A 25,408-nucleotide genomic window follows, 5' to 3' on the forward strand; every position below is an offset into this window, starting at 1 on the left:
AGACTCCTCATCGCGGGGTCACCCGGCTCCTGATCCGCGCGGCCGGAGTGCCTGCCCAGACGCTTGCACCCGGAACCGCTGCAATAGACGAAAGCGGCCCGGCCAGTACTCGCCAAAAGGGAACGGGCAGGCGAGTCCGCCGCAACACCGAAGGGCTCCAATCGACCCCGTCGCATATCCACGCAAGGAACCGGAGCGCTTCGAGGGCCGTATAGCCTGCAACCCATGCACGCTGTTCGAACTCCTTCCATTCTTGGTGGCTTAGCACACGAGTCGCAATGTCCATCCCGTCGGCTTCCTCGTGCTCGAGGTGCGCCCGCAATGGTCCTTCCAACACGTCGAGGGTAGAAAGAACCTGCTGCGGCCCGTAGCGTGCAGCGACGAGCCCGCGGGCAGAAGCCTCAAGGTCCGCAAGCGGTTCATCGATTGCCTGGTGCTCATTCTCCATAGCATCGAGCAGATCAGAACTTTCCGGTGAGCGTTCGAGGAGCAGGGGCCACAGATAGTGGTCTTCTCCCTCATGGTGTCGGCGCAACTCACCCATATTCCACAGCAGCATCCGACCGAGGCAACGTGCGCGCCTCGGGCTCAGCCAGTGCGGGTTCTCCAGCAGAAAGCGGGCTCGTTCCAGATCTCTGCGTAGCGCAGCGTGGAACAGGGTCATCGTCAAAGTGTCGGCGGGCCTGGCTGCATCCGGCGACCGCTTCACGGCCATTTCACTCATGACTGATCCTCGACCCGGCCGGCACGACCATCGTCAGCGTGGTGTTAGTCGTGTTGCCGAACTGCGGCCCCTGTTTCGTGGACATTCCGGATACGCATATCCACCGCACGTCTCTCACAATGCATTTGTCGAATGTGTTCATCTCGTACCGCTCCTCCTTGAGATCTGGAGCTTCCATGATGACTCCTGCTCTCTCGGGCCGTCCAACCGAAATATTCGACTCCACCTAACGCCAGAATCGATGAATAGGTGCAAGGATGAGCCGAACTTGACCTGCAGCAATCGAGGCCAGACATGCAAGGACTATCTTCAGATGACGCGACCAAGTCTGGATCAATTTTCACCTCTGCCAACCTGATTCTTTACTGCCGACAGCATCACCCACGAGTGTGTCGCCGATGTCGCGGTCGTGGCGAATCCGGACCCGCAGTGGGAAGAACAGGTCGTCGCCTCCGTCACGACTATGGATGGTGAGGATTTCGACGTCTCAGGACTGCGCAACCACAAAGCCGACAAACTCGTGTGTTACAAGCACACCCAAGCGGTCATCACCACTGGGGAGCTTCCGCGCAGCGACTCGGACATTCTGCTCAAACACAGCCAACCCAGCGAGGTAGCTACCGCCTGACCGGGCACCCGCATTGACATCAAACAGCAATCATCTTTTCATCCTGTATCGCTGGCGGAAGCTCGGGCCCCGAACGATGAAGACTCCCGATCCGATGTTGCCGTGGACACGAATGGTGGGGTTCCCCTCCTGCGCGGACTCATTTGCTCTGAACCTGATGACGGCGATTGGGCCTCGAACGAGCCCGGTCGAGTCGACTCCCCAGCTATCGGGGATGATGATTTTGAGTGTGCCGGTGCGGGCCGAAACGTCGATGTCGATGATCTCGAGGTCGGTGACTACCTCGAGAAAGTTGAGTTCGAGGAGCACTCCCGCTGGCTCGCACCGCAGATACGGTCTCACCGACCAGCGGCCATCCTTTGTGAGGCCAGTCCAGCGCGGACGCAGGATCTCCCGGTTGCCGGGTGACTCACCGGGGCGTGCCTCAGAACGTGCACCATCCGGGGCTCCGCGGACTAACATGCCCAAATGATCCGATGGCAGGGTGGTGACGATATCCGCGAGGACGTGATCCAGGTCTACTGCAAATCGCGCAACCGCAACGACTTCGATACGGTCGTCGAGTTCCTCGACAGTTATCCTTCCCTCGCCGGCTGCGGTCCTCAAGACCTCGATCGCCGCATCTCGTTCGGCATCGCCGATACGAACGGCGTGGTCGTGGCGGCCATTGTCTTCAGGCATTCTCATCTCCCGTCCGCTGCAGTCTCGACGGTTCCAGTTCCACCGTCGCTGGCGTCCCATACCAGCGGGACTCCACGCATCGACTCTTCGCCGGGACGGCACGCCGCACATTCAGCGCGATGTCGGAACCAAAAGGCCAGAGGCGCCCCAGCCCGGGCACATTCCCGAACGTTCCACAAACACATTTGAGAAACCAGCGAATGCGCGATATCTGACGACGCCTCACTGTTGTGGACTATCGTCTTCTGCGGAACCGCGCATACAAACATCAACAACCCAAGCAACGACAAAAGCACGGCTGGGATGTTCGCGACCCTTGAGTTGATCGGACATCCGCGGAGAATCGGCATCGAGAACTGCCACCGTTCGCCCCTACGTTGGATCAGGCACATCGCGAACTCAGCGCCTAGTTTTCTGAATCGCATGAACCAGGTCCCCGATCCAGGAGACCAATTCATCGCGCCAAACCCACGATATTTGCATGCGGAGGAACATCTTGGCTTAATATTGGCAATCGGGCCGTTGTGCCTTGGGCAGTGGGCATTTGGCCGGTAGATCGAGCAGGCCAATAGGCCGTGTCGCGGACCGTGAAATGATGTGACTAAGGTTCGATTCGCCTTTCGGCAAAACACAAAGCACACGATTTCGCAAAGTTTTACCGCTTCATGTCGTGATTCTGATGTTGATAAGCGAAACCGACAACAACGTTGGTGTCGGCAAGGACTTCGATCATCTTCGCAGACGTTGCCAGAAACATTGTTCGCTACGGACGATCGCGGACCTCCGAGCAAGTACGCAGAGGCCGGCCAGATGCTGGCGACAGTACCAACTGATATGAATCGTGTGTTCACACGGACCTCATTGAGACCAACAGCTCGGGTCCAGTAATAGTCAGACGTCTAACCGTCAGCGGCCCGGCTGCAGCATTGCTGATCATCAGGATGGCGAGGCCAAAGCCGAGGTGGGCGGCCCAGCCGTCCCCTAGTTTCAACACCGCCGCCAGAATTCCCGGAAGCGTCGAAGCAAAAAGAACGAAAGTGAAAGACATCATCTGCCCCCCTGCCGGGTTTCCAGCATTTTGTCCGGTCGATATACGTTCACGAGCATCGCGGCCGATGGCTGGCATGAGTGCGCTGAGCAGGGGCGCGCAGGCGCTGGCCGCCCCAACCGCAGCAAGGGCAGCGCCCATCGCGACAAATGCCAGAGACGAATATGTAAACAGGCAGAGTATTATGGTGACAACCATTATTGGGAGCCCGAACATCAGCATCCAGGTAAGCTGCCGCCCACGCACGTCAGCGCGCACAGCGCCTGGAGTCGTCAACAGCTGCCAGATTGCTGTGCCGTCGAGTGCGTAGGTGTTGATGGCGACCATTGCCGCGAAAACAGCCGCAGCGACACCGATAAACGGTAAGCTCCAGGACCACGCAGTCGGAGCGACAAGCAACATCATGAGCAACGGTGTCATCCAAGCGTGGCGCAACTCGAGCGACCGCTGGGGGTCGCGCAACCAAGTCTTCAGTTCACGCTTGGCAACTGCGGTCATCGGGTCTGGACGCTGCCCGTCCCCGTAGCGCCGAAGAGATCGTGCCCGTCCAGTTCGCACGGTGATCCGGCTGCCGACCTGGGCAGGGGGCTGTCTCAAAACCGCTGCGGTCAGCATCATCCACACGGTCCACAGCAAGAGGCCGAGCACCAGGAGACCGCTTAGCGGCAGTATCACCAATGCCAGGGGACCCGAAGTCATTGCGACATGGACGGCTGCAAGTCCCCAGCCAGTCGGCGCAATCAGCAGGGCCCGTTCCAGCTGATCCGGCAACTCGGTCCAGACTGAACCCGTGTGGGCTTCCATGTGACCGATTCCCAGATCTGGTATCAGGAGTGCGGCGACCGGAACCCACCCGGCAAAGGATACTGCCAGAAGAGCGGACATTTGGAATGCTGCGACCCACCCGCCGATACGGGTCCTCAGCATAAACGCGACCAGGGCACCAGCGCTGCGACCCAACCATACTAAGAAGAACAGCTGCGTCATGGCAGCCACAAAAGCCACAATGATTGTGCTGCCGTCGTGCCCCGAGACGACGACAACGAAGCTGCTCAGTGAAGCAGCGGTGACAACTGTTCCTACACTCAACAGCTCGCTGGGAGACAGGGCAGCAGCGATTGAAAACGGAGGGGTCGGCAACGTCCGAAACCACTGTGGATTGAGCACTGGGACTGCGCCAGGTAGCAGAATCGGTCCGAGTAGCCACATGAATCCGAGAATACTGACAGCTGCGGTCAGCCAGCTGTCGTCAAGTGTGCCGGTGCTGACGAGAGCCGCTGATGTCACCACGGCAGCGGCCACGACCAAGCCGGTGATGAGCCCGAAAGCTCGGTCACCGTGAGGGCCGTGCCGAAGGATGCGGAGTTTCAGCGAAGCAAAGCGGTGCCACATTCCCATCACAACCAGTCCAGCTCGCGCTGAGGAGCCACACCGATGAAGTCAACGAAAGCCTCGTTGAGAGTCTTGCCGGCAGCTACCTCGGGAACTGTTCCGTCGACCAAGATTCGGCCGCGGCTCAGGAGAGCGACACGCGTACATGTGCGCTCGATGACATCCATGTTATGGCTGGAGAGCAACACTGTTCCGCCCCGGTTGACGTATTGGCGAAGTAGCGCTTCGATCGAATGAGCGGAAACCGGATCAATCGCTTCGAACGGCTCATCAAGTACGAGTACAGGCGGGCGGTGCAGCAGTGCGACTGCAAGACCGATCTTTTTCCGCATGCCGGTAGAGTAATCGACGATGAGCGTATTCGGTGCGCGGTTGAGTTGAAGAACCGTCAGCAGATCATCCGACCGATCCCGCCACTTCGCGTCCATGCCGCGTAACCCGGCCGTGTATTCGAGCAGCTCCGCCCCTGTCAGACGCTCGGGTAACGACAGTCCCTCCATCATGATGCCGAGGGCGCCAAGAGCTCGCTCCCGATCTCGGATCATGTCGTAGCCCGCGAGGCTGACTGTGCCGGTTGTAGGAGCCGACAGGCCAGCGATCATCGCCAGGGTAGTGGACTTTCCGGCCCCGTTTGGCCCGACGATGCCAAAGAAGTTGCCAGCTTCTACAGTCAGGTCAATGGAATCGACGGCTGTGATGTCTCCAAACCTCTTGGTAAGTCCGCGAAGCTGGATAGCCGGATTGGTGAATGAGTTCATAACATCTCTCTGCAAATCGCAATTGTTTCGGTTACGCGCACCGGCACAGATTGGTGGTGCGCAGTCCAGTCGTGTCGGACCAGGATGACCGCGTCCGTTGTCGGTTATGAACTGCCACGGCCGAAACAGTCATCTAAGCCTTAGGGACAGCATGCTCAATCCGGCAATTCATGTCGATGACGGAAATATTGGAGCACGGTCTCGAAAGACCCAGGCCGCTGGTTCGTAGGGTGAGGAACTCGACCACGACTGAGCCAAACAACGCCACGACCAAACTAACCGCAAAGACTCGTAGAATGTTAGCCTCGCCAACAGGAAGTAACTGATGATCAACACCAGTCCGCCCGCGGCGAAGATCACAACAGCACCCCGCCAACCGAGTGCTTCGACGAGCCCGCCCGACGCCCTGATCACGACTGCAAGGCCGGTGACCGTGGCCGCTCCGAACGCCACATACCTACGATTGTGGTCTACGCCCTCGAGTGTTGCAGCGAACAGTGCGACACCAACAAGAATGACTGCTGTTACCCGAGCTCCGCCCATTATGCTGCCCACAATGAGCAATTGCCAGATCGGAGCCAGAACCACAGCCGCTGAACCAGCTGAGCGGGCAACCACTCCGATGTAGTCCATCCCGTCCTCACCCGGCACACTGCTGACAGGGACATGCGTCGTCAGCATCAGGAGATGACCCTGCACGACCCATGTTTCGGCGTGTCCAGCGATACGGGGCTCAGCAACGAAACTAGCCGTGGCCATTCTCAAGCTGGACAGCACCAAGGTTAGAGGTAGCGCGCCGGACAGAATGGCTGCCAAAGACGAATCTATGTTCCGTTCGCTGACAGGAGCGTCGTTCATACTGAAGTCGAAACACAAACCGCGGCGACAGGTTCCGCCCACACAGCGATTGAAGTTCGGAGATCCAGAGGTATCGTCCACATGCCGAATTCCAGGGGAGAACGCGTCGGTAGCTGCTGGACGGGCATTGCCAGACCCCACATGGTCGAAATCAGCGGATGTTGAAAGAACTACCTGCTCGCGAACATCTGCCAAACCGAGCTCGGCGAAAATTGAGCGAATCTCTTCAACCGCTCGAGCTCCTCGGTCTACATAGTGTTCGACCAACCCAGCAGATTCATTTGCCCATCCGCCATACAGGCGGCCGATCGCATACTTCAGTGGCCAAGGAACGCTGTGATTGCACCCAGCGATGACGACGACATCGCCGTCATGAGCCGCGATCGTCTCCGCCCGATGCTGCGTGCGGTCGTTCTGATACACCCACCACGCAATGGGACCAGCCTCGTCGAGAACACGCAAGAAGGATTCCTACAGGTCAACCAGGTCGAAAAGGACACCGGTAGGCGAGTGCTTGCGACCATACTCATGCACCCAGGCAGGTGAGAGACTCCCCTCACAATACTTGCGAACGTAACCAACAATAACGTCGATGTGCTTCATGGAGTACCTCTCATATACCAGAAAGTACTAGTTGTACTTTACACTAACATGTACCACGCCGCCCACTCACGCAAGAGCTCACCAGAACTCATGTGCCGCTCCGCCTTCGCCAGCGAAGCCGGGCGCCACCGCCATTCAGGAGGGCAACACGTGGTGTGTTGTGACACCAACTGTGATTGAACTAAATATCAAACTTCTGACAACCTAGTTGTCATGATACGCATGAACCTTGAACTCAGCTACCTTCAGCCCTATGCAGTCGGGACATTAGAGCCAAAAACAACGGTGCCCGTGGCAACAATGGTCAATACCGCACCCCGCGCGATGTGGTGAAGCAGAATGGACAACCGCGACAGGAAAAAGCAATGCCCCCTCCCTCGTCAATCACTCCCTGGATCTCACACTTGCTCGCCGGACTTGCCTACGGCACTCTTCTTGACTCGCTCCTCGAAGATATGAGCTTCGGATCGTCGTTCGGCATCAAGGGTGCCATCACCACCGGTGTGCTCTGGGGCCATTTATCGCCAGTCGTCCGGCGCCCACTTCCCGGGCTCCGAGATCGCCACGGACGCTAACACAAAACGATGAGTGGCCCGCGTAATGACGCAAACATCGCCCACCTTCGACCCCGAGAAGTTGTCGAGGTATCGGACCATTTGATCTACATCCAGCGACAGGCTTTTGCCATTGAAGCAGCAATTATTGGCGACAACCGCATTCCTCAACTTCGCGAGTCCGCGCAGTTGCTCATTGCTGCGGGCCTGACATGGCACGTCGCATTGACGAAATCTGCGATCGTTGCGGCGATCGCCTATTCTGACATCGGATCCTCGCTCGAAGTGGATCGCCTGTTTGTTGCACCGCATTGGCACCGCCGTGGATTGGCCCGCCGACTCATTCTTTCCCTGGGCTCAGTGCCGATCGATGTGTCGACTGGACGCGATAACAAACCAGCGCGCCGACTTTATGAATCACTCGGCTTTTCACACCTCGGCGACAATGAGACGCTACCTGGACTGTGGCTGAGCCGGTACAACCGGCAGTGAAGGACACCGGTTTCGACTGTCCAACGCTGAACGATGCGTCACCACCATGATGCGGTCGCAATTCTGCAAGTCGAACACGATTCGGACGCCGTTTCAACAACGTCCGTTCAGCGCCCGTGCGTTGCAAATCAGCGGACGAATGACCAGCCATGCGTAGAAGCCATTGACTGCTACCGCCACAAAGACCCCACAGTACCGGACGAACCTTTTGAAAAGCACACGATACGACTCCTGGCGGCAAGCGATATGCACCGACGAGACCTGACTATTTTCTAGGGAACAGACATCGCAATTCAGCGAAGGCAGTTTTTCCAACTGGGCCACCGTTGCCGGCCTCCCAAGGTCGCACAATCCGTCTCAAGAGCACTGCCTCAAACGTTCACCTGTTCGATAGAGCTCGACTAGCAGCGGACGAAGTTTCCATCCGTCCGCCGTCAATCCATAGAGCGTTCGGTTCGGAAAGCCCCGCACTATGGTCCGGCAGACCAGACCATTCTTGCGCAGGTGGGCTAGAACATCGACGAGGACTTTATCACTCAGTTTTGGCAATCCCTGTGATAGAGCGCCATACGTTCTGTCGCCATGCATCAGATCTCGCAGAACAAGCGTGGTCCATCGTCCTTTGACGGCCTCAAGTGCCACTTCGACCGGGCATTCGTGGTGAGGTTGAGCGCTGCGCCCGATCAATTCAGGTACGAGCTCGTTATCCCATCCGCCGTCACTCTCCGTTTGGTTAGTCACAGCGCGACCCTCTTGACTGTTCCTATGACTGAACACCATTTCATCGATACCTCCCACGTATCGCTTGCTACCACAGCTGCCGATCATCCCGCAGCCTTTGCCCGTGCCTTCAACAGTGGGGATCCTCAGAAGATTGAACTCATGTACGAGGAATCCAGCACATTTGTCTCGTCCCCCGGCACTCCACATTTCGGCCAGGACCGATTCTCCGCGAACGCATCGTTTCAAGCACTTGGACTGCCCCTTGAACTGCAGCTGCGCCACTTGTATGCAGCGGGCGACATAGCCCTCCTCATTGTCGACTGGTCGATCTCGGGAACCACATCGAAAGGAGAGTTGATTAATATCCGCGGCACGGCCACCGATGTCGCCCGTCGCGGAGATGACGGATTCTGGCGGTACCTCATCGACAACCCGTTCGGCACAGCGTGAACCACCGATTCCCACGATAACCACACCGGCGAAAAGTGTGCTGACATTCCTCCTATTCTCTCGAGAAGATCAGTTTCGTCAGCCGGTAAGCCTGCTCAGAAGTGAGCCCAGCTGTTGTGACTCTCGACCAGGAACTCAAAATGGCGGTCTCGGATGAAGCTCGTCGGCACAGCCCCTTCTCGCCATCCTGCATCGGGGTCATCCCCCAGCCTTCGACTGTGATACCTGGTCCATCGCCTCGATACACCGTCTTCAACATGATCGAACAACCTACCTCGACAGGAAACCCTCCAGCACGCTCAAAACCACCCTGTTATATTATTTTCTAGAATATTACTGCGAAAAATACTCTTGCACACTAAGGTGGAAGCATGGAACTGAGATTCGTAAGACTCAAGTCTCGCCCCGAGTTGCTCCATGAGCTGTTGAATATGGAGAACACCTGGCCAGAGTTCATCCGCCAGGATCCGTTTGGAGAGCTGTATTACAACTCCGACGTCCTGCTCCAGCTCGCCGATTACACTCTGCTTGCATTGGATGACCACGGCACAATCATTGCCAAAGCTCACTCCATACCCTTTCAACTACACTCCAGCGGCGAACTCCCTGCAGACGGCTGGGACGGAGTGATTCGTCGAGGTTTACACTGTTTGCTGACCGGGAGTACACCCAACGCCATTTCTGCGCTGGAGATCGCAGTTCGATCAGACGCGCAAGGCAGAGGAATCTCCACCCAAGTCCTTGCGGCTGCGCGCGCCAATGCCCGACGACTCGGTTTCTCCCAGCTCCTCGCTCCAGTTCGCCCCAACGGCAAAAAGGATCCGCTTGAGGACATGCAGACATACGCCCTGCGAACTCGTGACGATGGACTGCCTCTCGACCCATGGCTACGAACACACGTTCGCGCCGGGGGAACCATTGAAGCTGTGGCGCGACGATCCATGGTCGTCACCGGGACAATCAGCGAATGGCGAGAATGGACGAGCCTGCCATTCGATGCCTCGGGCCCGGTCCACGTGCCGCACGCTTTGACTCCAGTAAACTGCGACGTTGAGTACGACATTGCAACGTACGTCGAACCCAACATCTGGGTCAGTCACGACACACTAGATCGATTTGTTCCCACCGACGATCCGCGGCCTGAGGTTCTCAAGCCATGAAAGGGCTCGATTTCGACCTCCCTTCCCGAGCGACTTGGGTATTCACCGGCGACAGCATCACTCAAGGGGTCTATCACACACATGGCTCTCGTTCCTGGGTAGAACTGGTCAGCGAGCAGATTCGCTGGGAGCTCGGTCGAGTGCGGGACATAGTGATTAACTCTGGTGTCTCTGCCTGGACAGCCCACGACATCAACGCTGATTTCGAATATCTCGTCGGCCGCTTCAAACCACAGGTGCTCAACGTATCTCTCGGTACGAACGATGCTCTGGAAGGTGAGTCCGGACTCACCAGCTTTCATAGTCAACTCACCGAGATCGTGCGACAGGGCAACAGACTCAGCTCGACGGTCGTCCTCCATACCCCGGCCCTTGTTATGCCGGATGCCCCGGCGCAACGACGCCAATGGCTCACCACATATGCCGAAGTGATCCGCACCATTGCCACAGTCGAAGGTGCCATCCTCGTCGACCACGACCAGCACTGGCGTCAACGTTTCGGCACTGAGGTTCCAACTGCCTGGATGGACGACAGCACCCACCCCAATGCTGTCGGACATCGACACATAGCAGACACCACGTTGCATACTCTTCGGCTGGGGTCACTTTGACGGCCGTTCCGCGTCTGATCGTGGTCCGCGGGTCCACCACCATCAAATTCTCGCTAACAGCGAGAAGATCAGTATTCAGGACTGAGGATAAACAATGAAGGACCGTACAAATCGGCCGGGTGCAACCGTGTGTACCGATTTTGCCCAGCTCAAACGCTGGATTTTCGCACGGCACTCGAATCCGCTCAGCGCGTGGTCACGGTGGGCTTCTGTCCCTCTCGTTGTTCTGCCGTTTTGGAAACGCAGCCCGTGGGTGGGCGCGGCAGTCGCTGCATGGATGGTGCTGAATCCAATCGTGTTCCGAAGCCCGCGCGATGAGCGTGCGTGGGCGACTCGAGCTATGTTGGGTGAAGAACTTTGGAGTGAGCGACTCCGCTTTGACAGAGCTTCGACCGTCAACGCTGTTTCCACTGCAGCGATGGCTGTCTCGATCGCTGGCGCCTGGCGGAAATCAGTTGGTCAGACCGTTCCGGCCGTTGTCGTTCAAATGTCACTGACTCTCGTATTCTGGAAGCTCATGACCGACTTCTACGCCACGATTGAAGAGGCCGGTCGCTCGACCACATAACGCTCGACTCATAGCGATCTGCAGCTATCATCACAAGCCACCATGTCGGTTCGTTTTCATCCGACTACTGCAATTCAAGTCGAGTCCGTCTTCACCACTATCATCAAGCATCGGGTCGCTTAAAAACCCTGCCTTGAGCTCAAAGTTCCGCGACGCGCCATTCTGCGGGCAATACGAGCGAGAATCGTCTCGTTGGAATGGATTCGGTGCGCCAATTCAGGCACAGTCTGCCTCAACTCAGCCCCGTCCCCGCGCTCCCCCCGGGCCGCGGTGTCCGCGAGCACGAACTAGCCCCTCACCAGACCTCATGCAAGTTCCGGTGAGGGGCTCCTCGTTTACTGTGCGCGAGGGCTGGGACTTACCCGTTACATACATTGTCAGGCAGCAGCCGGGGTCTTTGTCTCGTAGAAGACCCCATGCTTAACCATCGCGAAGAGCACGTTTAACCGGCGACCAGCCAGACACATCACCGCCGCGTTGTGGCGTTTGCCCTCGGCCCGTTTCCGGTTGAATCGCCCCGGGTTTCGTAGAGGCTCCTTTTCTTGGTTTCCTAAGCAGCCGAGGGTTCGGTCGCAGACTGGTTGCTCCATTCCGAATGAACATCGATGGGCCGGCGGTACCCTATCGCTGAGTGCAGTCGGGTCTGGTTGTACCAGGCCACCCACTTTGACGTCTCCGCCATCACTTCGATAAACCCCGACCACACCTTCCGGTCAATCAACTCCGCGTTGTAGACCGAGTTCAGCACCTCGGCGATAGCGTTATCGTACGAGTCCCCACGGGAGCCTACCGACGCGACGATCGCCGACTCCGCCAAGGTCTCGCCATAGCGGATTGAACGGAATTGAACCCCGCGATCGCTATGACGGACAAGCCCAGACACGTCTTCGCCGGCTCGGTACTTTGCTGACAGAGCCATTGCCAGAGCGTCCCTGGCCAGCGACTCTCGCATATGGTTCGTCACCTGCCAGCCCACTATCTGCGGTGGAACACGTCAAGGATGAACGTCGTGTACACCCACCCAACCGCGGTGGGGACATACGTAATATCGGCGACCCAAACGCAGTTCGGGCCAGGTGCTGTGAACTCGCGTTCGACGAGATCGTCCGGACCCTCTTCAGCCCTGGCCGAAGCAGTCTTCAGACGCTTTCGCTTCCTCCGCACCCCGTCGATGCCCAACTGCCGCATCAAACGCTCCACCGTGCACCGAGCAACAGGTCCGAACTGGTCGGCGTACTCGCGGTTGATCGCCTACCACATCTTCGACCACCCCGTAACAGGAATAGTTCGCCTCATAGACATCCTGGATCATCACCATCAGCGCCTGATCCCGGCGGTACTTTGACGCTGCGTGAAATGTGGCTGAAAGAGTGACCGTCTTTCCACAGCTCCCAGACTCTGCGGCGTTCTTCTTCGGGTAGGCCTGGTCGTCCAATCTTGGCCATGTTCGCCTCCTGGCTGACGGGGTGTTGCATTCACGGTTTGAGTCTAAGGACGCTCTCTTCAGAATCTCGTTGGCCCGCTTCGCTTCGGCCAACTCAGCCCGCAGCCGACGGTTTTCCGCTTCCAGGTCGACCGACTCAACCGGGGGTGGCTTTGCCGGAGTCTTTGTGCTTGCGTACCCAGACTCGCGGGGTTTCTTTGCTCAGACCGAGTTCGTTCGCGACGCGGGTGATCGCTCCATTCGCGGTGTCCGGATCGGCCTGGGCATGGATGACGAGCTCGACGGCACGAGCCTTGAGTTCGTCAGTGTATTTCACTGGCAAGAGAGAATCTCCTTCTTCCAATCTCCCTGCCTCTATTATCCCCGGGGCGATTCAGGAGGCTATGGAGCGCTGCTGGCCGGTACCGTCGCACGAGACGGATACGAGGTCATCGAAGCACCCAGAGTTGCGGCCTATGCACCGGCACGGCCGGGGGCCGGTAAATCCGATCCGCTGGATGCCGCTGCCATTGCAGCAGCCAGCCTGCCGCTTGACCGAGCAAAGTTGCGAATCCCACGCCATGATCAAGGAGCACGAGCGAGTCTGCGTGTCCTGCTCGCGGCCAGAGAACAGATGACCGACGAACGCACTGCGAAAGTCAACGCGCTCATCGCTCTCTTACGCAGCGTCGACCTCGATATCGACGCTCGTCACGCACTCACGCTCGACCAAATCACGACGGTGGCACACTGGCGTACGCGTCGTGAGGAGCTGTCGGCCTCGACGGCGCGAATCGAAGCCACCCGTTTGGCTAAACGCATCACGACTCTCAATATCGAGCTCAAAGACAACCATGTTCGCATCATTGAAATACTCAAGGCCACGCCCGCTGCCGCGCTATTGGAAGAGACCGGGATCGGACCGGTCAATGCTGCAGTCGTCTACACCGTCTGGTCGCATCCGGGGCGAGTGCGTTCCGAGGCTGCGTTCGCCGCCCTTGCCGGAGTCAATCCCATCCCAGCGTCGTCGGGAAACACTGTCAGACATCGGCTCAACCGTGGTGGCGATCGTCGTCTCAATAGTGCACTGCATATGGCCGTCGTAGTCAGGATGGCCCACGATCCCGGCACCCAGGAGTACGTTGACCGGCGAACGACGGAGGGCAAGACTCCGCGAGAGATTCGTCGGTGCCTCCAGCACTATCTCGCTCGTCACTTATACCGAGCACTCAACGCCCTTCATGCCAGCACCGAGACCAGTCCCGAGGCGCATTGACTGATATAGAAGATTCGGATCATCAATGACAGGGCAAATCAGCCATACCAGGACCAGCGACCAGACCCCGTATAGGGCCTATGAATAAATATAGGGGCACCCCCCGACCTCCTACCTCCGAGAATCTGGACGGCCCGTTCTGCTGCAACATGGCGATGATTTAGTACACGGACTTGCGACATGTGACCGGTGGATTACTCCACCGCAACGCGCCGACGCACAGACTGCTTAGCGCCTTCCGCGGCTCGAGTGACATCGAAGCCTGACCCATTCCGGCCAGGTTCAGCTGCATAGGAGGTGCACAAGCTGTCAAAGGCTTTCGGGGCGGAGGCCGATCCCGATAATCCGTGCGACGGTTTTCTGAAGGAAAACCGACTTGCGGATGACCTTCGCCGCACGGGGTGTCTTGTACTCTGCGTCAATGCTCTTGGGGTACAAATCGGCGAGGATTCGCACTTGGCCCGCTTGGACGATCCGCGCGGGCCATTGGCGTCGTCGTTGAACTCTGCCCAATAGTTTGTCTGCGGGTGTCTCGCCTCGGGCGAGCACTGGTCCGAGGATCCGCGAGGTGGCAATGGCATCCTGGATCGCGAGGTTGATGCCGACGCCGCCTGCTGGCGACATCGCGTGGGCCGCATCACCGAGGCAGAGCAACCCAGGACGGTGCCACCTTTTCAGACGGTTGACCGAGACGGTCAGCAAGTTCAAGTCGTCCCACGAAGCGATCTCACAACGAAATCGTACTCCAATGACCGGAAGCGCATCGTTTAGCCGCTCAGCCACGACGTCGATGTCTTGCGAGTGGAGTTCAGCATAGTCGCCCTTAGGGATACAGTACGCGATTTGCCAGTAGGAGCCGCGGTCGACCGCAACGATAGTGAAGCCCTGGCCCGTACTGACGAACGGCACCTTATCGTCGGGTTGGCGGCTGACCCTGAACCACAGCACATCCATCGGAGCGTTGCTCTCCGTCCGAGCCAGTCCCGTGTGGGCGCGAACAGTCGAATGTCGTCCATCGGCACCAATCACCAAGCGGGCTGAAAGCGTCTTCTCACCTACCGGGGTCTTGTACCGGACACCGTCGACTCTGTTCCCGTCGAAGAGCAGGTCGGTGACCTGCGCGTCGCGGAGCAGTTCCAACGATGGAAACGCCTGGGCTTCTTGAGCCAGGAAGTCGAGGAAGTCCCATTGCGGCATGAACGCGACATAATTGTACGGCTCCGGGAGCCGGGAGAAGTCAGCAAACACCGTCTCACCGTCCGGCGTTGACACCGCAACCGTGGACATGCGGCGGTGCGGAATCGTGAGAAAGCGGTCGATGATCCCAAGTTGATCCATGACTCTCATAGTCGAGGGGTGGATCGTGTCGCCGCGAAAGTCTCGCAAGAAGTCTGCGTGCTTTTCTAGCACGGTCACGCGGACACCATGACGAGCCAGGAGCAACCCGGTCATCATTCCAGCGGGTCCGCCGCCAACAACGATGCAGTCCACAGTAGTTTCGGCGGTGTCCTGTTGATGGAAGCTAAGTATGTGATCAATCATGGCTACCACTCAGCCACAATCTATGCGAGTATTTCAACTGTGGTGAATAAACTTCGCGGGCGCCCATCCCAGCCCTCAGGTGCCAAACAGCGCATCTTGGACGCCGCCCACACACGCTTCGAGACTGACGGCTACATCAAGACATCACTACGATCGATCGCTCGGCAAGCTGACGTCGACCACGCGCTGGTCAGCTACTACTACGGCTCCAAGGAAGGCCTGTTCAAAGCTGTCACCGAGCTGGTGTTCACCCCCGCCCAAGGGTTTGATGCAGTAGTCCGCAATGCCCGACCTGACCAGCTGCCCGAAGCACTGCTCCATACGATTCTGGCGCTGTGGGACCGACCGGATTACCAACTCGGTTTAGAGCGGCTGCTCAGCGATGCGATTTCCACACCCGCTTCCTCGCAGGTCATCCGGGAATATCTGCAGACCGAGATGATCAGGCGCCTCACCGACTACATCGGCGGACCGCATGCCAGTCGCCGGGCAGCCGCCGCAGCGGCACTCATCAGCGGCGTGTTCTTCACCCGGTACCTGCTCAAGATCGAGCCGGTGGCCTCGCTTTCGGCGCAGGAACTTGCAACGCAACTAAGCCCTGCACTGCGGGCAGTTCTCACTAACTAACAATCGATGCGGTCACGTGCCAGAGTAATCTGAGGACTCCCTCATACAGGCCCTCCTCCGCATCGCTTATGCTTCAGTACTCTTGACTCTTGTAGGTTCTTCTTCTCACCTCTATGCCCAAAGTGCCAGCGGCAATGGTGGCGGCAGTACTCTTAGAGTCCACTGCGGAGTTTCGTAACCTCAGGGCCACCCACGAGAGCGATATCCGCCCGTAGAAGATCAAGCACTTCGTCCCCGTTACCTTTCAAGTAGCCCCATCGTCCGTCAGGATAGAAGGGGTCGCTGGCCTGAGGACCCCGGCATGATTGATGCCCCCAGTCATCATGTTCCGGGGAGTATAGTCACCGGGGTACGAAGGCACCAGGGGAATCGCTGATAGGGGCCAGAACCACTGACAGAACCCATGCCTTGAGCCCGACCGTAACGTGGATGCCGAGCCCAGGAGCCACAGCACTACCGGCCAGCCGAACCACAACCCATATCCGGTCACGTGAGTCGAAGAAGATGAGTGACATGATCGCCAACCACGCTGACATCGACGTATTCATCGGCATCGATGTCGGCAAACACAACCACCACGCCGTCGCACTCGACCGCGACAGAATACAACTGTCATCGAAGGCTCTGCCACAGAACGAAACGAAACTGAAGGCCCTGCTCATCCGGCTGGCCAAGCACGGAACCTTGCTCGCCATCGTCGACCAGCCCTCCACGATCGGGGCGTTACCAGTCGCCGTCGCCCAAGCCGAGAGTATTGCGGTCGCCGACCTACACCTTGATGAAGCGAAGACCTATGCCCGCGATGCCGCCATCATCGCTGAAGCAGCCCAGACCATGCCCCACACTTTGCGGGGCATTCGGGTTGCCGATGAGAATGTCGCGGAGTTGTCGATGCTGGCCGGGTATGACGATGACCTGGCGAAACAAGTCACCGCGACATCGAATCGGATCCGCGGGCTGGTCACTCAGATCCACCCCGGATTAGAGACCGTGATCGGTCCGCAGCTGGATCGTCCGGCCATGCTGGCACTGGTGGCGAAGTACCCCACACCACAGTCTTTGCGGCATGCCGGCAAGCGCCGTGTCGAGACATTGCTGCGTATGCAGGCCCGGCGTGCGTGGAAACGGTGGGCGACCGCGATCTCCACGGCCTTACACGGATAGACGGTAATGGTGCCGGCACCGACACCGCCGGACTCGTCCTACCCCAGATGGCGACCTCATTGGCACAGACGCGGGCGTCACGGGATGCAGTGCTCGCCCGGATCGAGAAGCTGGTCCAGGCACGTCCGCTTTTCGGGCTCCTGACGTCGATGCCGGCAGTCGACGTCAGGACAGCGGCGAGGATCCTGACCGAAGTGGTGGGTAAGGACTTCGAATCTGCCGGAAACCCCGCGTCTTGTGCCGGGCTGGCGCCGGTGACGTGGCGGTCAGGGACGTCGGTCCCGGGTGATCATTCCTCGCGCCGACGCTTCAACGTCCTCTACGCTCACGTGATGGTGCCTACTTCCACACACCCGAGTTGGCCACTGCTGCCTGAGCCTTTCTGTAGCGAGGTGCCCGGTCAGTCTGGGAGACAGTTCCTGGACGAGTCATTTCTGTCTTTAACCGTGACCGAAGATTCCTGAGGAATCTGACCGCTTCCCCTTGACTCAGAACATAGGGGCACCTCAATGTCTGACGCATACCTTCGACCATTGTCTGGATGAACTCGACGGTCCCGCCCATGCACTACTCGTTCAGTCCGCAGGTGTAGCCAGAGATCCCTTTGGACGCTTCTCCCTGCTGGATGTTCCTCTTCCTCCTAGCACCGGACCGCTCCGAGCGTAAAGGACCATATGAGGCAGTTCTCATCATTGCGGAAAGCCAGCTCGGCGCGGGCGGAGTGCAGTCCAATTTCGCAATGCGTTGTCCAGGTCAATCCACTTTCGGAAGTCTCGTTGACACGCCAGACACCGCATGCGGCCACCTCGACGCCCCAGAAAAAGGGTGTCGAGCGCACCGAGGGGTCACTCCGGCAGTCGCCGGAGTTTACCCACCACCGGCCAGACCCGTGCTATGGGTGAGTATGAGAGTACATTCTCATCGGGCGCGTGAAGCCAGGCATGAATGACACCATTCTGGTCACGACATCTCAGGAACTGTTGGTGTTCGAATGGCAAACATTGCGACCGCGGCAACGGTCACAATGGCTGCGCCGAATAGACTCCCCTGGGCGTAGCCAGCAACCATCGCAACAACTGGTTCTGATTCCCCGGTTTCTACTCCCTGTATGGCTGACTGGATCACGGTTCCGACCGCTGCAGTTCCGAGAACTGCACCTACTTGTTGCGATGAATTCACGAGCGCTCCCGCGACACCTGAATCGTCTGCTGCCCCTGCAGTTGCAACGTCACCAGCGGTGATCATAACGACTGTCCCGCCGGCCCCCAAAAGCAACATGGCAGTCAGGACGCCCTCGATAAAAGCTGATTCCGGATTGAGACGTCCCAAACTGGCCAAACCACCGGCAGCGAGCAACAGTCCGGCGGCCAACACCCGCGGGGGCGCGATATGTGCCCGGATGTGCGGAAGAACCATTGTCACGACGATAGCTCCAGCTGCGAAGGGCAGAAAAGCAAGACCCACTTGCACGGGCGAAACGTGCCAAGCAGTCTGCATGAAAGACGTCAGGACGAACATTCCCGCAAACATCGCAATTCCTGCGAAGAAGGCAGCGAGATAACCTGCAACTCGCACTGGACTGCTCAAGAGGTGCAGCGGAATCAGCGGGTGTTTCACTCGGCGAAGGGAGACTACGAAAAGGGCTAGACCGAGTACCCCACCGACAAGCAATGCATGAGCGCCGGAATGACGCCAGCCCAACTCGCTCGCTCGATTCAGGCCGAGAACCAGCAGTCCGAGAGATACGCTCGCAAGAATCGCTCCAAGAGGGTCGAGGCCGATGCTCGCTTTGCTCCTGTGTTTTGGAACCGTCAGGTAGACACCCGCCGCGGTGAGGAGTGCCAACGGTACATTGATGAGAAGACTCCATCGCCAAGACAGCATGTCTGCCATGGCACCTCCGAGCACGAATGACCCGGCCGTGCCAATCCCCATCACGATTCCGAGCGTGCCGAAGGCGACACTGCGCTTCCGGCCGCTAGAGAAGATCACTGACATGAGTGGAATCGCCGTTGCGGCGACGAAGGCAGCGGCTCCGCCCTGCAGTGCCCGTGCCACCAGAAGGACTACCGGTATGACTGCGAATCCGCCGAGCAATGAGGCTAGCGCGAATCCAATGAGTCCACCGGTGAGGCACCGGCGCAAGCCCAATGTGTCAGCGAGTCGTCCACCGACCAGAATCAGTGTGCCGAATGTCAAAGAGTAGACAGTGAGGACAGCTTGAGCAGAGCCGTCCGTCATGCTCAGTTGAGTTTGGGTTTGCGGCAGAGCCACGTTCATGATGGTGACAGATGCGAACGCCAACAGGTTCGCACTGGAAAGAAAACCCAGAGCCCACCAACTACGCATGCTGACAGGCATACTCGGCTCGGCACCCGTGGGCGACGAACCCACATCGGTTCTCATGCTGCCTCGGCCCTAGACTCCTGAACAGCGCGGGCCAACACTGCATGGCGGTGACCCTGGTGCCGGGCCTGCTCGAGCACAGCTGATCCTGGCGCCCCGTCACTGCCGATACTGCTGACACCGTAAGGGTTGCCGCCAGCCGCATGCGCCACCTCGTAGTTCTCGTATCCAGTCGGCAGGATTAGCGAACCCCAATGACAAAAGGTGTGATAGAGAGCGAGAAGTGTCGCCTCATGCCCACCATGACGTTCGTGGGCGCTGGTGAAACCCGAGGCTGGTTTGCCCGCGAGATGACCGGCGCTCCACGCCGAGCTAGTGGAGTCAATGAATTGCTTGAGCTGCGCCGCAGGCTGGCCGAATCGAGTCGGAGTGCCGAGCGCGAAGCCGTCTGCCCAGATCAGATCCTCAACCGAAGCAGTCGGGATATGTGCTGTCGCTTCGAGGTGAACCCGCCACGTTTCGTTACTATCGACGATCTCACGCGGAACCAGCTCGGCCACGCGACGCAGTCGAACTTCAGCTCCTGCCGCTTCTGCACCAGCAGCGTATGCCTGCGCCAGATCGTGCACAGATCCTGTCGACGAATAGTAGATGATTGCCAATCGTGTCATGATAAATTTACTCCTTTTCTAGAATCGACTTCTACTAAATTAACTAACGCAGTTCATGAGGTCAAGAGATGCTGAGACACAAGTTCGACGCTGACATCAGAATTAGGTATTCTAATTCTAGAAATTCATTCGTAGACCTGGAAAGGGATGTGTGAGATATGGAATCGCGCATCATCTACTCCTCCGGCGTACGGCTGCACGCACTCTGGCGCTCGGGCGACGGACCTGCAATCATCATCGTCGCCGGAGCGATGGCCGACGCAGCCGATTTCGTGCCGGTCGCACAAGCGATCGGTTACGACGGACCGATCCTGATCATCAACCGCCGCGGACGCGGCGACAGCGGTCCACAGGGCACGGATTACGATCTTTTCACCGAGGTCGGCGACTTGCGTGCCTGGATCGACGAAATTGGTGAATCGATCATTCTGGTGGGTTGGAGCATGGGCGGCACAATTGCTCTAGAAACCGCCGCTCGCGACAGCCGCGTCACTTCCGTTATTGCCTACGATCCGGTCCTGCCTCCCTTCGCGGGTGAGGCGGTTCCAGCACTTGCCGCTGCCAATCTCGACGAACGAGTCGTAATCCTCAATCGGGACATCTCCGAAATGCCTGCAGACGAGATTGCTGCGCTCCGGGAAACCCCAGCTTGGAGACATCTTCGTGGATTGGCCGCACCATTGGCCGCAGAGCTCGAAGCGCTGAACAGCTTCTCAACCACAGCTGACTGGCGTTCGATCGACGCGTCATTCCTTGTCGGAGAATACTGCCGAGGCGAACCGCCATATGGCCCTGCGTTCGAACGCGCCTCCGCAGCCGTACCTTCTGCCGATGTCACCGTGCTCGAAGGGCACGGGCATCTCGCTCACGCCAAGGACCCCGAATTCCTCGGAACTCAGATCGGACGCCTGTTGAGGTCGAAACGGTGAGTGGGCGAGGAAGGCCCAGGGATACACAGGCCCGGCGACGCATTGCCGAAGCTGCTTGTGCGCTATTCGTCAATGAGGGCTACGTCGCAACAACGATCGCGGATATCGCAGCTCAGGCGAACGTCAGCGTGCAGACAATCTACTCGGCATATACGTCAAAAGTCGGAGTGCTCAAAGCCGCACATGATTATGCAATCGGCGGCGGTGATGTGCGTCCTCTCCTTGACCGGGAGTGGGCACAGAGTATTGAGGAGATGCTGTCTATTGAAGATGCGTGGCGGATCGTCGCGGATCAAGTCGCAGAGGCGACCGAGATGGTTTCTTCAATCTATTTCGTGATCCAGTCAGCGGCAGCGGATCCCCAGGTGGCGTTGTTGCTGGAAGATTTGCATGAGCAACGCCATCAATTCAGCTGGGCTCTGGCTGACCGATTGCTCAAGCTCCCCGGAGTTCGGCCCGAAGCTCGGCAGCAACGTGTCGCCGATCTACTCTATGCCTGCGCAAGCGTCGCTTCTTTTGGTCCACTCGTCATCGAATGCGGTTGGACATTCGATGAATGGCGCACCTGGTTTGTCGATCTCGGATCACGCACCATCATCGCTGACTAGTCTGCCGCCCTCAGTAACGGGACGCCAGTCTGTGTGTTCCCGAATGGTATCGAGCACGTAGAGACATGTCGAGATTTCGTCTTCGGTCAACCGTTCTCTGGTTGCTGCGAGGAGTTCCCGCTCACGTTGCAGCACACGCTCAATTGCCCTCTGCCCTTCAGCGGTTACATACACCAACTTTGATCGGCGGTGAGCCGGATTGTCTTGGAGCTCAAGAATGCCTAGATCAACTCCGTGGTCGACATTTCGCTGTACCAATTGACGACTTAGCAATAGCGTCTCTGCGATGCGAGGCACTGTCTGTGGAGTTGTGAACGCAATTAGTTCGAGCACGGCGCGGATGCCGACTGGCAAGCTGGTGCGGTCCTGCTCGAACGTGCGTGCCGCGCGCCGATACAGAATACCGACAGCCCTCATAACATCAGAAAGGTTGGCTTCTGTCCGGGAATCGTCCACATAACCATTATCCTCCTAGGTGCTGATGCCTCAGCTCCCTCGAGTCATGCAACTTGTCACAACTGAGAATATGATTTCGTGGTGATACCCGCCGAACATCGATCGTCCTCACAACCGCAGCCTATTGCAGACCTAGAATGGTCCCAGGTTTGTACCGCTACTCAGGCGGACTAGATCCGAGCACTTGATCAAGATTCGTCGTTTATACGACCGACTCAATCCACATATCGCCCTCACTCCCGCTTGCACTAGATTTCCGCTACAACGTTCTTTGACTTCCGGCTCGCCGGCAAGCTCGATTCTCTACTTTCAGCGCGACCCACCTCGTCGGATCATCGACAGAGCTCCCATGTCCTCGGTGTGGACGGATGACCTCGAGAAGGGTCAGGAGTTCGCCGCGAAGATCAATGCGGGAATGACCCTGATCAACACCCATATGGAGTCCAGCCCCGAATATCCCTTCGGCGGCATCAACCGCTCCGGCTACGGCCGTGAGAACGCCTAGTGGGCATTCCAGGGCTTCACCAATGAGCATCTCATCCGCGTCCACGCCTGAACGCAGAGATCGGGAAGTCAGTCGATGACTTCAGTCGGCCCGGCGAACAGTGAATCGTTCACTGTTCGCCGGGCCTCTTCTCTGCTCGCTCACTGATCCATCACGGCATCGGCCAGTGCGGCGGCAAATTCCGATCCGCAGAAGTATTCGACGCTCATCACGATCACTGTGACCTCGTGGCGATCGTCGCCGAAGACGATGAACACATCCGGCGGCATGTCTCCGATAGTGATGCGATCGGCGAAACCCTCGCCGCTGAAGTCCCATGTCACTTTCTGCTCGCCGGCCTTGAGAGCCTGGTCCGGGTCGACGACTAGGTCGTCCTCGGACACTGGCTCCAGGACGTGCAGCTGCGCCCGCAGGTCTTCCTCCGGCTAGGCATCGAGCGTGATCAGCGCATCGACACGGGCCTGATCTCCGCCTTCACCGCCGATCACGGTGATGGTCTCGATCTCATCGACCACGATGTTCGTCCCCGCCAGTTCGAACCGCACATCACGCTGGCAGGTGATCTGCTCCGTGTTCGTCTCGCGGTCGGTCACGGTATCTGGGACCTCGCCGCAGCCAGAAAGCCCGGTCAGCACAGCCGCAGACAGCATGACGGTGAGCAGACAATGCACGTTCATTCTCCGTTCCGCTCGACCACGGTCGTCGACCGGTTGCCACGTGGCCGGGGCTCGAGCGTTCTCATCTCAGAAGCTCCGTCCTGTGCCGGTCCATTCGAGGCCCGACGGAACCAATCTGGCCCATCAGGCTCCTCCTTGTGATCATCAACCCTCACCCCGATTCAAAGAGTTGGGAGACAACGATGGTCCGGGCAGCAGCGAAAACATCGCGGCTGCCCGGACCATCTTACGAGTGCTGTCTCAATAGCTTCCCGAGTGGGCCCGACCGAGCACTACGGGAACAGGCGACAGAGGGTCGAGCGTCTTGTTTCTGCGTGGAATCACGGCTCTGGCGCGGACGCTGCATCCTCTGGCGAGCCGGATGATCCGCTGATCGGGATGTCGGCGGAGCCAGAGAGACGACCTCGAACACGGGTGACGGATGAGGAAGTGGACGCTATGCGAACAGCGCGTGGTCACGGCGTCAGCGTGACCGCCCTTGCGCTAGAATTCGGAGTGCATCGCGCCACAGTTTGGACGAAGACGCGCTCCTCCGGCGAGTCGATTCAATCCGCTGGCAGATAGTCCCAGAAGTTTGGATAGAACCGGGAGATGGGCGTTCGGCGGCTTCACCGTCTTCGAGTGCAGCCCGACACTGCCTGCTGATCTCTTGCCGTTGGAGCTCAAGCGCCGGAACCAGCGTATAGTTGTCCGTCATATCGATAACCACCGTCCGAAACTGTCCAACATCAAACGGCAACCGGTCGGATGCACGCGTAATCTGCACAAGAGGCTTTCGGAGGGCTTGGCGGAACGCGAGTTCGTAATAGACATTTGGATTTCCGAAGCTGAGATCGGCGATGACAATCTTGGCGCGGGTCAGGTGGTCTAGCGCTTGACCGGTGATGAGACCCGGCTTACTAATCTTGTCCGCGAGAACGGCATGTAGTCCGAGGTCTTCTAGCGCAGGCTCGATCAGAGATCCAAGAACTAAATCTGCGTGCCTGCGCTCTTGGGAATCGTCGTCTCCGATCGGAGAGATAACGAAGCAAGTGTCATCCAAAGACGTAGCGGCAGAGCTTCGCCCCCTACTGTTCTTGGGCTTCGGCGCAGCAATCACAGCGTCATCGTGCTGGTTGGGGTCAATCTTCCCGCGGAGAGGATCAACCTCGGTCGCCGGGGTGGGCAATTGATCCAGCGCATCGTCCACCGTCACCAAGTGCTCGGTGCCTGCGATAGTCCGGACAAGCCCTACGAAGCGAGCATTGGCAAGAACCGTCTCGACGCATTCGGCAATGTCCTCGACAGAGACTCCAGCCTCGGCTGCTGCGTCGCGCATGACAGCAACTTGCGGCAGCCTACCTCCGGCATACTTCTCGAAGATCGCTTTGAACGGTGAGACACTTAGGTCTGCGAGCTCGATTCGCGCTTTCGTTTTGCAATGCTCGGGTGCCGCCGGGTCGGTCGCGGTGGAACCGAGTTCGGTGAGCGAAAGGACGTCAGCGTTGTAGGTACCACTCGTGAGTCCGTATTGCCCACTGGCAGTAATGAGTTTGCGCGTGGGACCACTATCCGGTAAACGCTTTAGTGCTTCAAACAGGGTGAGACGTCGAACCTCCTGGCCAGACGCATGCTTCTGGATCGAGTTAGCGAGGAACAGAGCCTCCTCGAACGACATGTTGGGAAACAGTCGCTTCCGGCGCGTCCGCTTGGGTTCGGCGCTGTTGGCATCGCCAGCATCTAGTGCCTCTGCTACACCTTCTGCCGCCTCGCTTACCTCAGACACGCCGTCGTCGCTGCTCTGGGTAATGTAAGTAGGTTAGAGCACGCTGCCGACGCCGGCGCGTGTTCCCTGGTACAGACCGAGCGTCCCGCGCATCGATGAGGCATGGCGGACCGCTCTGATGTGTCGTAGACAACCCTCGTCCCGTGTCGGCTCACAGGATGTCGTTCGT

27 protein-coding genes and 2 pseudogenes are annotated in these 25,408 nt (G+C 58.4%); 12 read left to right on the plus strand and 17 right to left on the minus strand.

The window, feature by feature from the left end; all coding sequences use genetic code 11:
- Positions 1–7: 7 nt before the first annotated feature.
- A complete protein-coding gene (locus tag INT29_RS05440; protein WP_193070961.1) occupies positions 8–724 on the minus strand; it encodes a hemerythrin domain-containing protein in 717 nt (238 codons plus the stop codon).
- A complete protein-coding gene (locus tag INT29_RS05445) occupies positions 717–902 on the minus strand; it encodes a hypothetical protein (RefSeq protein ID WP_193070962.1) in 186 nt (61 codons plus the stop codon). The genes INT29_RS05440 and INT29_RS05445 overlap by 8 nt, the downstream gene beginning before the upstream one ends.
- A 198-nt stretch (positions 903–1,100) precedes the next feature.
- Here INT29_RS05445 and INT29_RS05450 point away from each other — a divergent pair, with 198 nt between their 5' ends.
- Complete coding sequence (locus INT29_RS05450; protein WP_319020849.1) at positions 1,101–1,352, plus strand: AMP-binding enzyme; 252 nt, start codon at positions 1,101–1,103, stop codon at positions 1,350–1,352.
- Positions 1,353–1,382: 30 nt separating this feature from the next.
- On the opposite strand, the gene INT29_RS05455 is transcribed toward INT29_RS05450, so the two are convergent.
- From INT29_RS05455 to INT29_RS05470, 4 genes are all read right to left on the minus strand, one after another.
- Positions 1,383–2,033: a DUF1707 domain-containing protein gene (locus INT29_RS05455; RefSeq protein WP_193070964.1), complete on the minus strand. Its 651-nt coding sequence runs from the start codon at positions 2,031–2,033 to the stop codon at positions 1,383–1,385.
- 847 nt (positions 2,034–2,880) lie between these two features.
- Positions 2,881–4,479 (minus strand): hypothetical protein, encoded by a 1,599-nt coding sequence (locus INT29_RS05460; RefSeq protein ID WP_193070965.1) that lies wholly within the window; start codon positions 4,477–4,479, stop codon positions 2,881–2,883.
- Positions 4,479–5,231 (minus strand): ABC transporter ATP-binding protein, encoded by a 753-nt coding sequence (locus INT29_RS05465; RefSeq protein ID WP_193070966.1) that lies wholly within the window; start codon positions 5,229–5,231, stop codon positions 4,479–4,481. The genes INT29_RS05460 and INT29_RS05465 overlap by 1 nt, the downstream gene beginning before the upstream one ends.
- A 168-nt stretch (positions 5,232–5,399) precedes the next feature.
- Entirely contained in the window at positions 5,400–6,551 is a 1,152-nt protein-coding gene (locus tag INT29_RS05470; protein ID WP_193070967.1) for an NAD(P)H-dependent oxidoreductase, read from the minus strand.
- A gap of 797 nt (positions 6,552–7,348) precedes the next feature.
- Here INT29_RS05470 and INT29_RS05475 point away from each other — a divergent pair.
- Entirely contained in the window at positions 7,349–7,738 is a 390-nt protein-coding gene (locus INT29_RS05475) for a GNAT family N-acetyltransferase (protein ID WP_193070968.1), read from the plus strand.
- A gap of 357 nt (positions 7,739–8,095) precedes the next feature.
- Here the strand turns inward: INT29_RS05475 and INT29_RS20735 are convergent, their stop codons facing one another.
- Positions 8,096–8,566, minus strand: coding sequence for a winged helix-turn-helix transcriptional regulator (locus INT29_RS20735; protein ID WP_413463157.1), 471 nt, complete (start codon positions 8,564–8,566; stop codon positions 8,096–8,098).
- Here INT29_RS20735 and INT29_RS05485 point away from each other — a divergent pair.
- From INT29_RS05485 to INT29_RS20595, 4 genes are all read left to right on the plus strand, one after another.
- The gene (locus INT29_RS05485; protein WP_193070969.1) at positions 8,504–8,911 is read left to right on the plus strand and encodes a YybH family protein; all 408 of its coding nucleotides are present in this window, start codon (positions 8,504–8,506) and stop codon (positions 8,909–8,911) included. The two genes, INT29_RS20735 and INT29_RS05485, sit on opposite strands and share 63 nt — an antisense overlap.
- 371 nt (positions 8,912–9,282) lie before the next feature.
- A complete protein-coding gene (locus INT29_RS05490; protein WP_193070970.1) occupies positions 9,283–10,071 on the plus strand; it encodes an N-acetyltransferase in 789 nt (262 codons plus the stop codon).
- Positions 10,068–10,682, plus strand: a complete 615-nt coding sequence (locus INT29_RS05495) for an SGNH/GDSL hydrolase family protein (protein WP_193070971.1) — start codon at positions 10,068–10,070, stop codon at positions 10,680–10,682. Before INT29_RS05490 ends, INT29_RS05495 begins: the two co-directional genes overlap by 4 nt.
- 94 nt (positions 10,683–10,776) lie before the next feature.
- Positions 10,777–11,250, plus strand: a complete 474-nt coding sequence (locus INT29_RS20595; protein ID WP_193070972.1) for a DUF6653 family protein — start codon at positions 10,777–10,779, stop codon at positions 11,248–11,250.
- A 550-nt stretch (positions 11,251–11,800) separates the two neighbouring features.
- On the opposite strand, the gene INT29_RS05505 is transcribed toward INT29_RS20595, so the two are convergent.
- From INT29_RS05505 to INT29_RS05515, 3 genes are all read right to left on the minus strand, one after another.
- Entirely contained in the window at positions 11,801–12,169 is a 369-nt protein-coding gene (locus tag INT29_RS05505; protein WP_193070973.1) for an integrase core domain-containing protein, read from the minus strand.
- A gap of 56 nt (positions 12,170–12,225) precedes the next feature.
- Complete coding sequence (locus INT29_RS05510; protein ID WP_319020850.1) at positions 12,226–12,498, minus strand: IS3 family transposase; 273 nt, start codon at positions 12,496–12,498, stop codon at positions 12,226–12,228.
- Between the two features lie 332 nt (positions 12,499–12,830).
- Entirely contained in the window at positions 12,831–13,010 is a 180-nt protein-coding gene (locus tag INT29_RS05515; RefSeq protein ID WP_193070975.1) for a transposase, read from the minus strand.
- A 60-nt stretch (positions 13,011–13,070) separates the two neighbouring features.
- Here INT29_RS05515 and INT29_RS05520 point away from each other — a divergent pair.
- Positions 13,071–13,949: pseudogene (locus INT29_RS05520) on the plus strand (transposase); the annotation flags it as partial.
- 309 nt (positions 13,950–14,258) lie between these two features.
- Here INT29_RS05520 and INT29_RS05525 read toward each other — a convergent pair.
- Positions 14,259–15,491 carry an FAD-dependent oxidoreductase gene (locus tag INT29_RS05525; protein ID WP_193070977.1) on the minus strand — a complete coding sequence of 411 codons (1,233 nt, stop codon included), beginning with the start codon at positions 15,489–15,491 and terminating at the stop codon, positions 14,259–14,261.
- Here INT29_RS05525 and INT29_RS05530 point away from each other — a divergent pair.
- On the plus strand, positions 15,375–16,118 hold the full coding sequence (locus tag INT29_RS05530) for a TetR/AcrR family transcriptional regulator (protein WP_226841636.1): 744 nt from the start codon (positions 15,375–15,377) through the stop codon (positions 16,116–16,118). The two genes, INT29_RS05525 and INT29_RS05530, sit on opposite strands and share 117 nt — an antisense overlap.
- A gap of 513 nt (positions 16,119–16,631) precedes the next feature.
- Positions 16,632–17,602, plus strand: a pseudogene (locus INT29_RS05535) (IS110 family transposase); the annotation flags it as partial.
- A gap of 640 nt (positions 17,603–18,242) precedes the next feature.
- On the opposite strand, the gene INT29_RS05545 reads toward INT29_RS05535, so the two are convergent.
- Positions 18,243–19,643 carry an MFS transporter gene (locus INT29_RS05545; protein WP_193070984.1) on the minus strand — a complete coding sequence of 467 codons (1,401 nt, stop codon included), beginning with the start codon at positions 19,641–19,643 and terminating at the stop codon, positions 18,243–18,245.
- Positions 19,644–19,684: 41 nt separating this feature from the next.
- Positions 19,685–20,299, minus strand: coding sequence for an NAD(P)H:quinone oxidoreductase (wrbA, locus tag INT29_RS05550; RefSeq protein ID WP_193070986.1), 615 nt, complete (start codon positions 20,297–20,299; stop codon positions 19,685–19,687).
- Positions 20,300–20,457: 158 nt separating this feature from the next.
- Between wrbA and INT29_RS05555 the strand changes: the two genes are divergently transcribed.
- Together INT29_RS05555 and INT29_RS05560 are read left to right on the plus strand one after the other, a co-directional pair.
- Positions 20,458–21,228 (plus strand): alpha/beta fold hydrolase, encoded by a 771-nt coding sequence (locus tag INT29_RS05555; protein ID WP_193070988.1) that lies wholly within the window; start codon positions 20,458–20,460, stop codon positions 21,226–21,228.
- Positions 21,225–21,836 (plus strand): TetR/AcrR family transcriptional regulator, encoded by a 612-nt coding sequence (locus tag INT29_RS05560; protein WP_193070990.1) that lies wholly within the window; start codon positions 21,225–21,227, stop codon positions 21,834–21,836. Before INT29_RS05555 ends, INT29_RS05560 begins: the two co-directional genes overlap by 4 nt.
- Here INT29_RS05560 and INT29_RS05565 read toward each other — a convergent pair.
- A complete protein-coding gene (locus INT29_RS05565) occupies positions 21,813–22,292 on the minus strand; it encodes a MarR family winged helix-turn-helix transcriptional regulator (protein ID WP_193070992.1) in 480 nt (159 codons plus the stop codon). The two genes, INT29_RS05560 and INT29_RS05565, sit on opposite strands and share 24 nt — an antisense overlap.
- A gap of 349 nt (positions 22,293–22,641) precedes the next feature.
- Between INT29_RS05565 and INT29_RS05570 the strand changes: the two genes are divergently transcribed.
- Positions 22,642–22,797 carry an aldehyde dehydrogenase family protein gene (locus INT29_RS05570; RefSeq protein WP_226841637.1) on the plus strand — a complete coding sequence of 52 codons (156 nt, stop codon included), beginning with the start codon at positions 22,642–22,644 and terminating at the stop codon, positions 22,795–22,797.
- 140 nt (positions 22,798–22,937) lie between these two features.
- Here INT29_RS05570 and INT29_RS05575 read toward each other — a convergent pair whose 3' ends face one another.
- The 3 genes from INT29_RS05575 to INT29_RS05585 all read right to left on the minus strand — a co-directional run bounded on the left by INT29_RS05575 (position 22,938) and on the right by INT29_RS05585 (position 25,239).
- A complete protein-coding gene (locus INT29_RS05575) occupies positions 22,938–23,180 on the minus strand; it encodes a hypothetical protein (RefSeq protein WP_193070994.1) in 243 nt (80 codons plus the stop codon).
- A gap of 42 nt (positions 23,181–23,222) precedes the next feature.
- Positions 23,223–23,474, minus strand: a complete 252-nt coding sequence (locus INT29_RS05580; RefSeq protein ID WP_193070996.1) for a hypothetical protein — start codon at positions 23,472–23,474, stop codon at positions 23,223–23,225.
- 463 nt (positions 23,475–23,937) lie between these two features.
- Positions 23,938–25,239, minus strand: a complete 1,302-nt coding sequence (locus INT29_RS05585; RefSeq protein ID WP_193071000.1) for a hypothetical protein — start codon at positions 25,237–25,239, stop codon at positions 23,938–23,940.
- Positions 25,240–25,408: the final 169 nt, after the last annotated feature.

This window comes from Brevibacterium sp. FME37, assembly GCF_014897485.1.
Classification (GTDB): Bacteria; Actinomycetota; Actinomycetes; order Actinomycetales; family Brevibacteriaceae; genus Brevibacterium.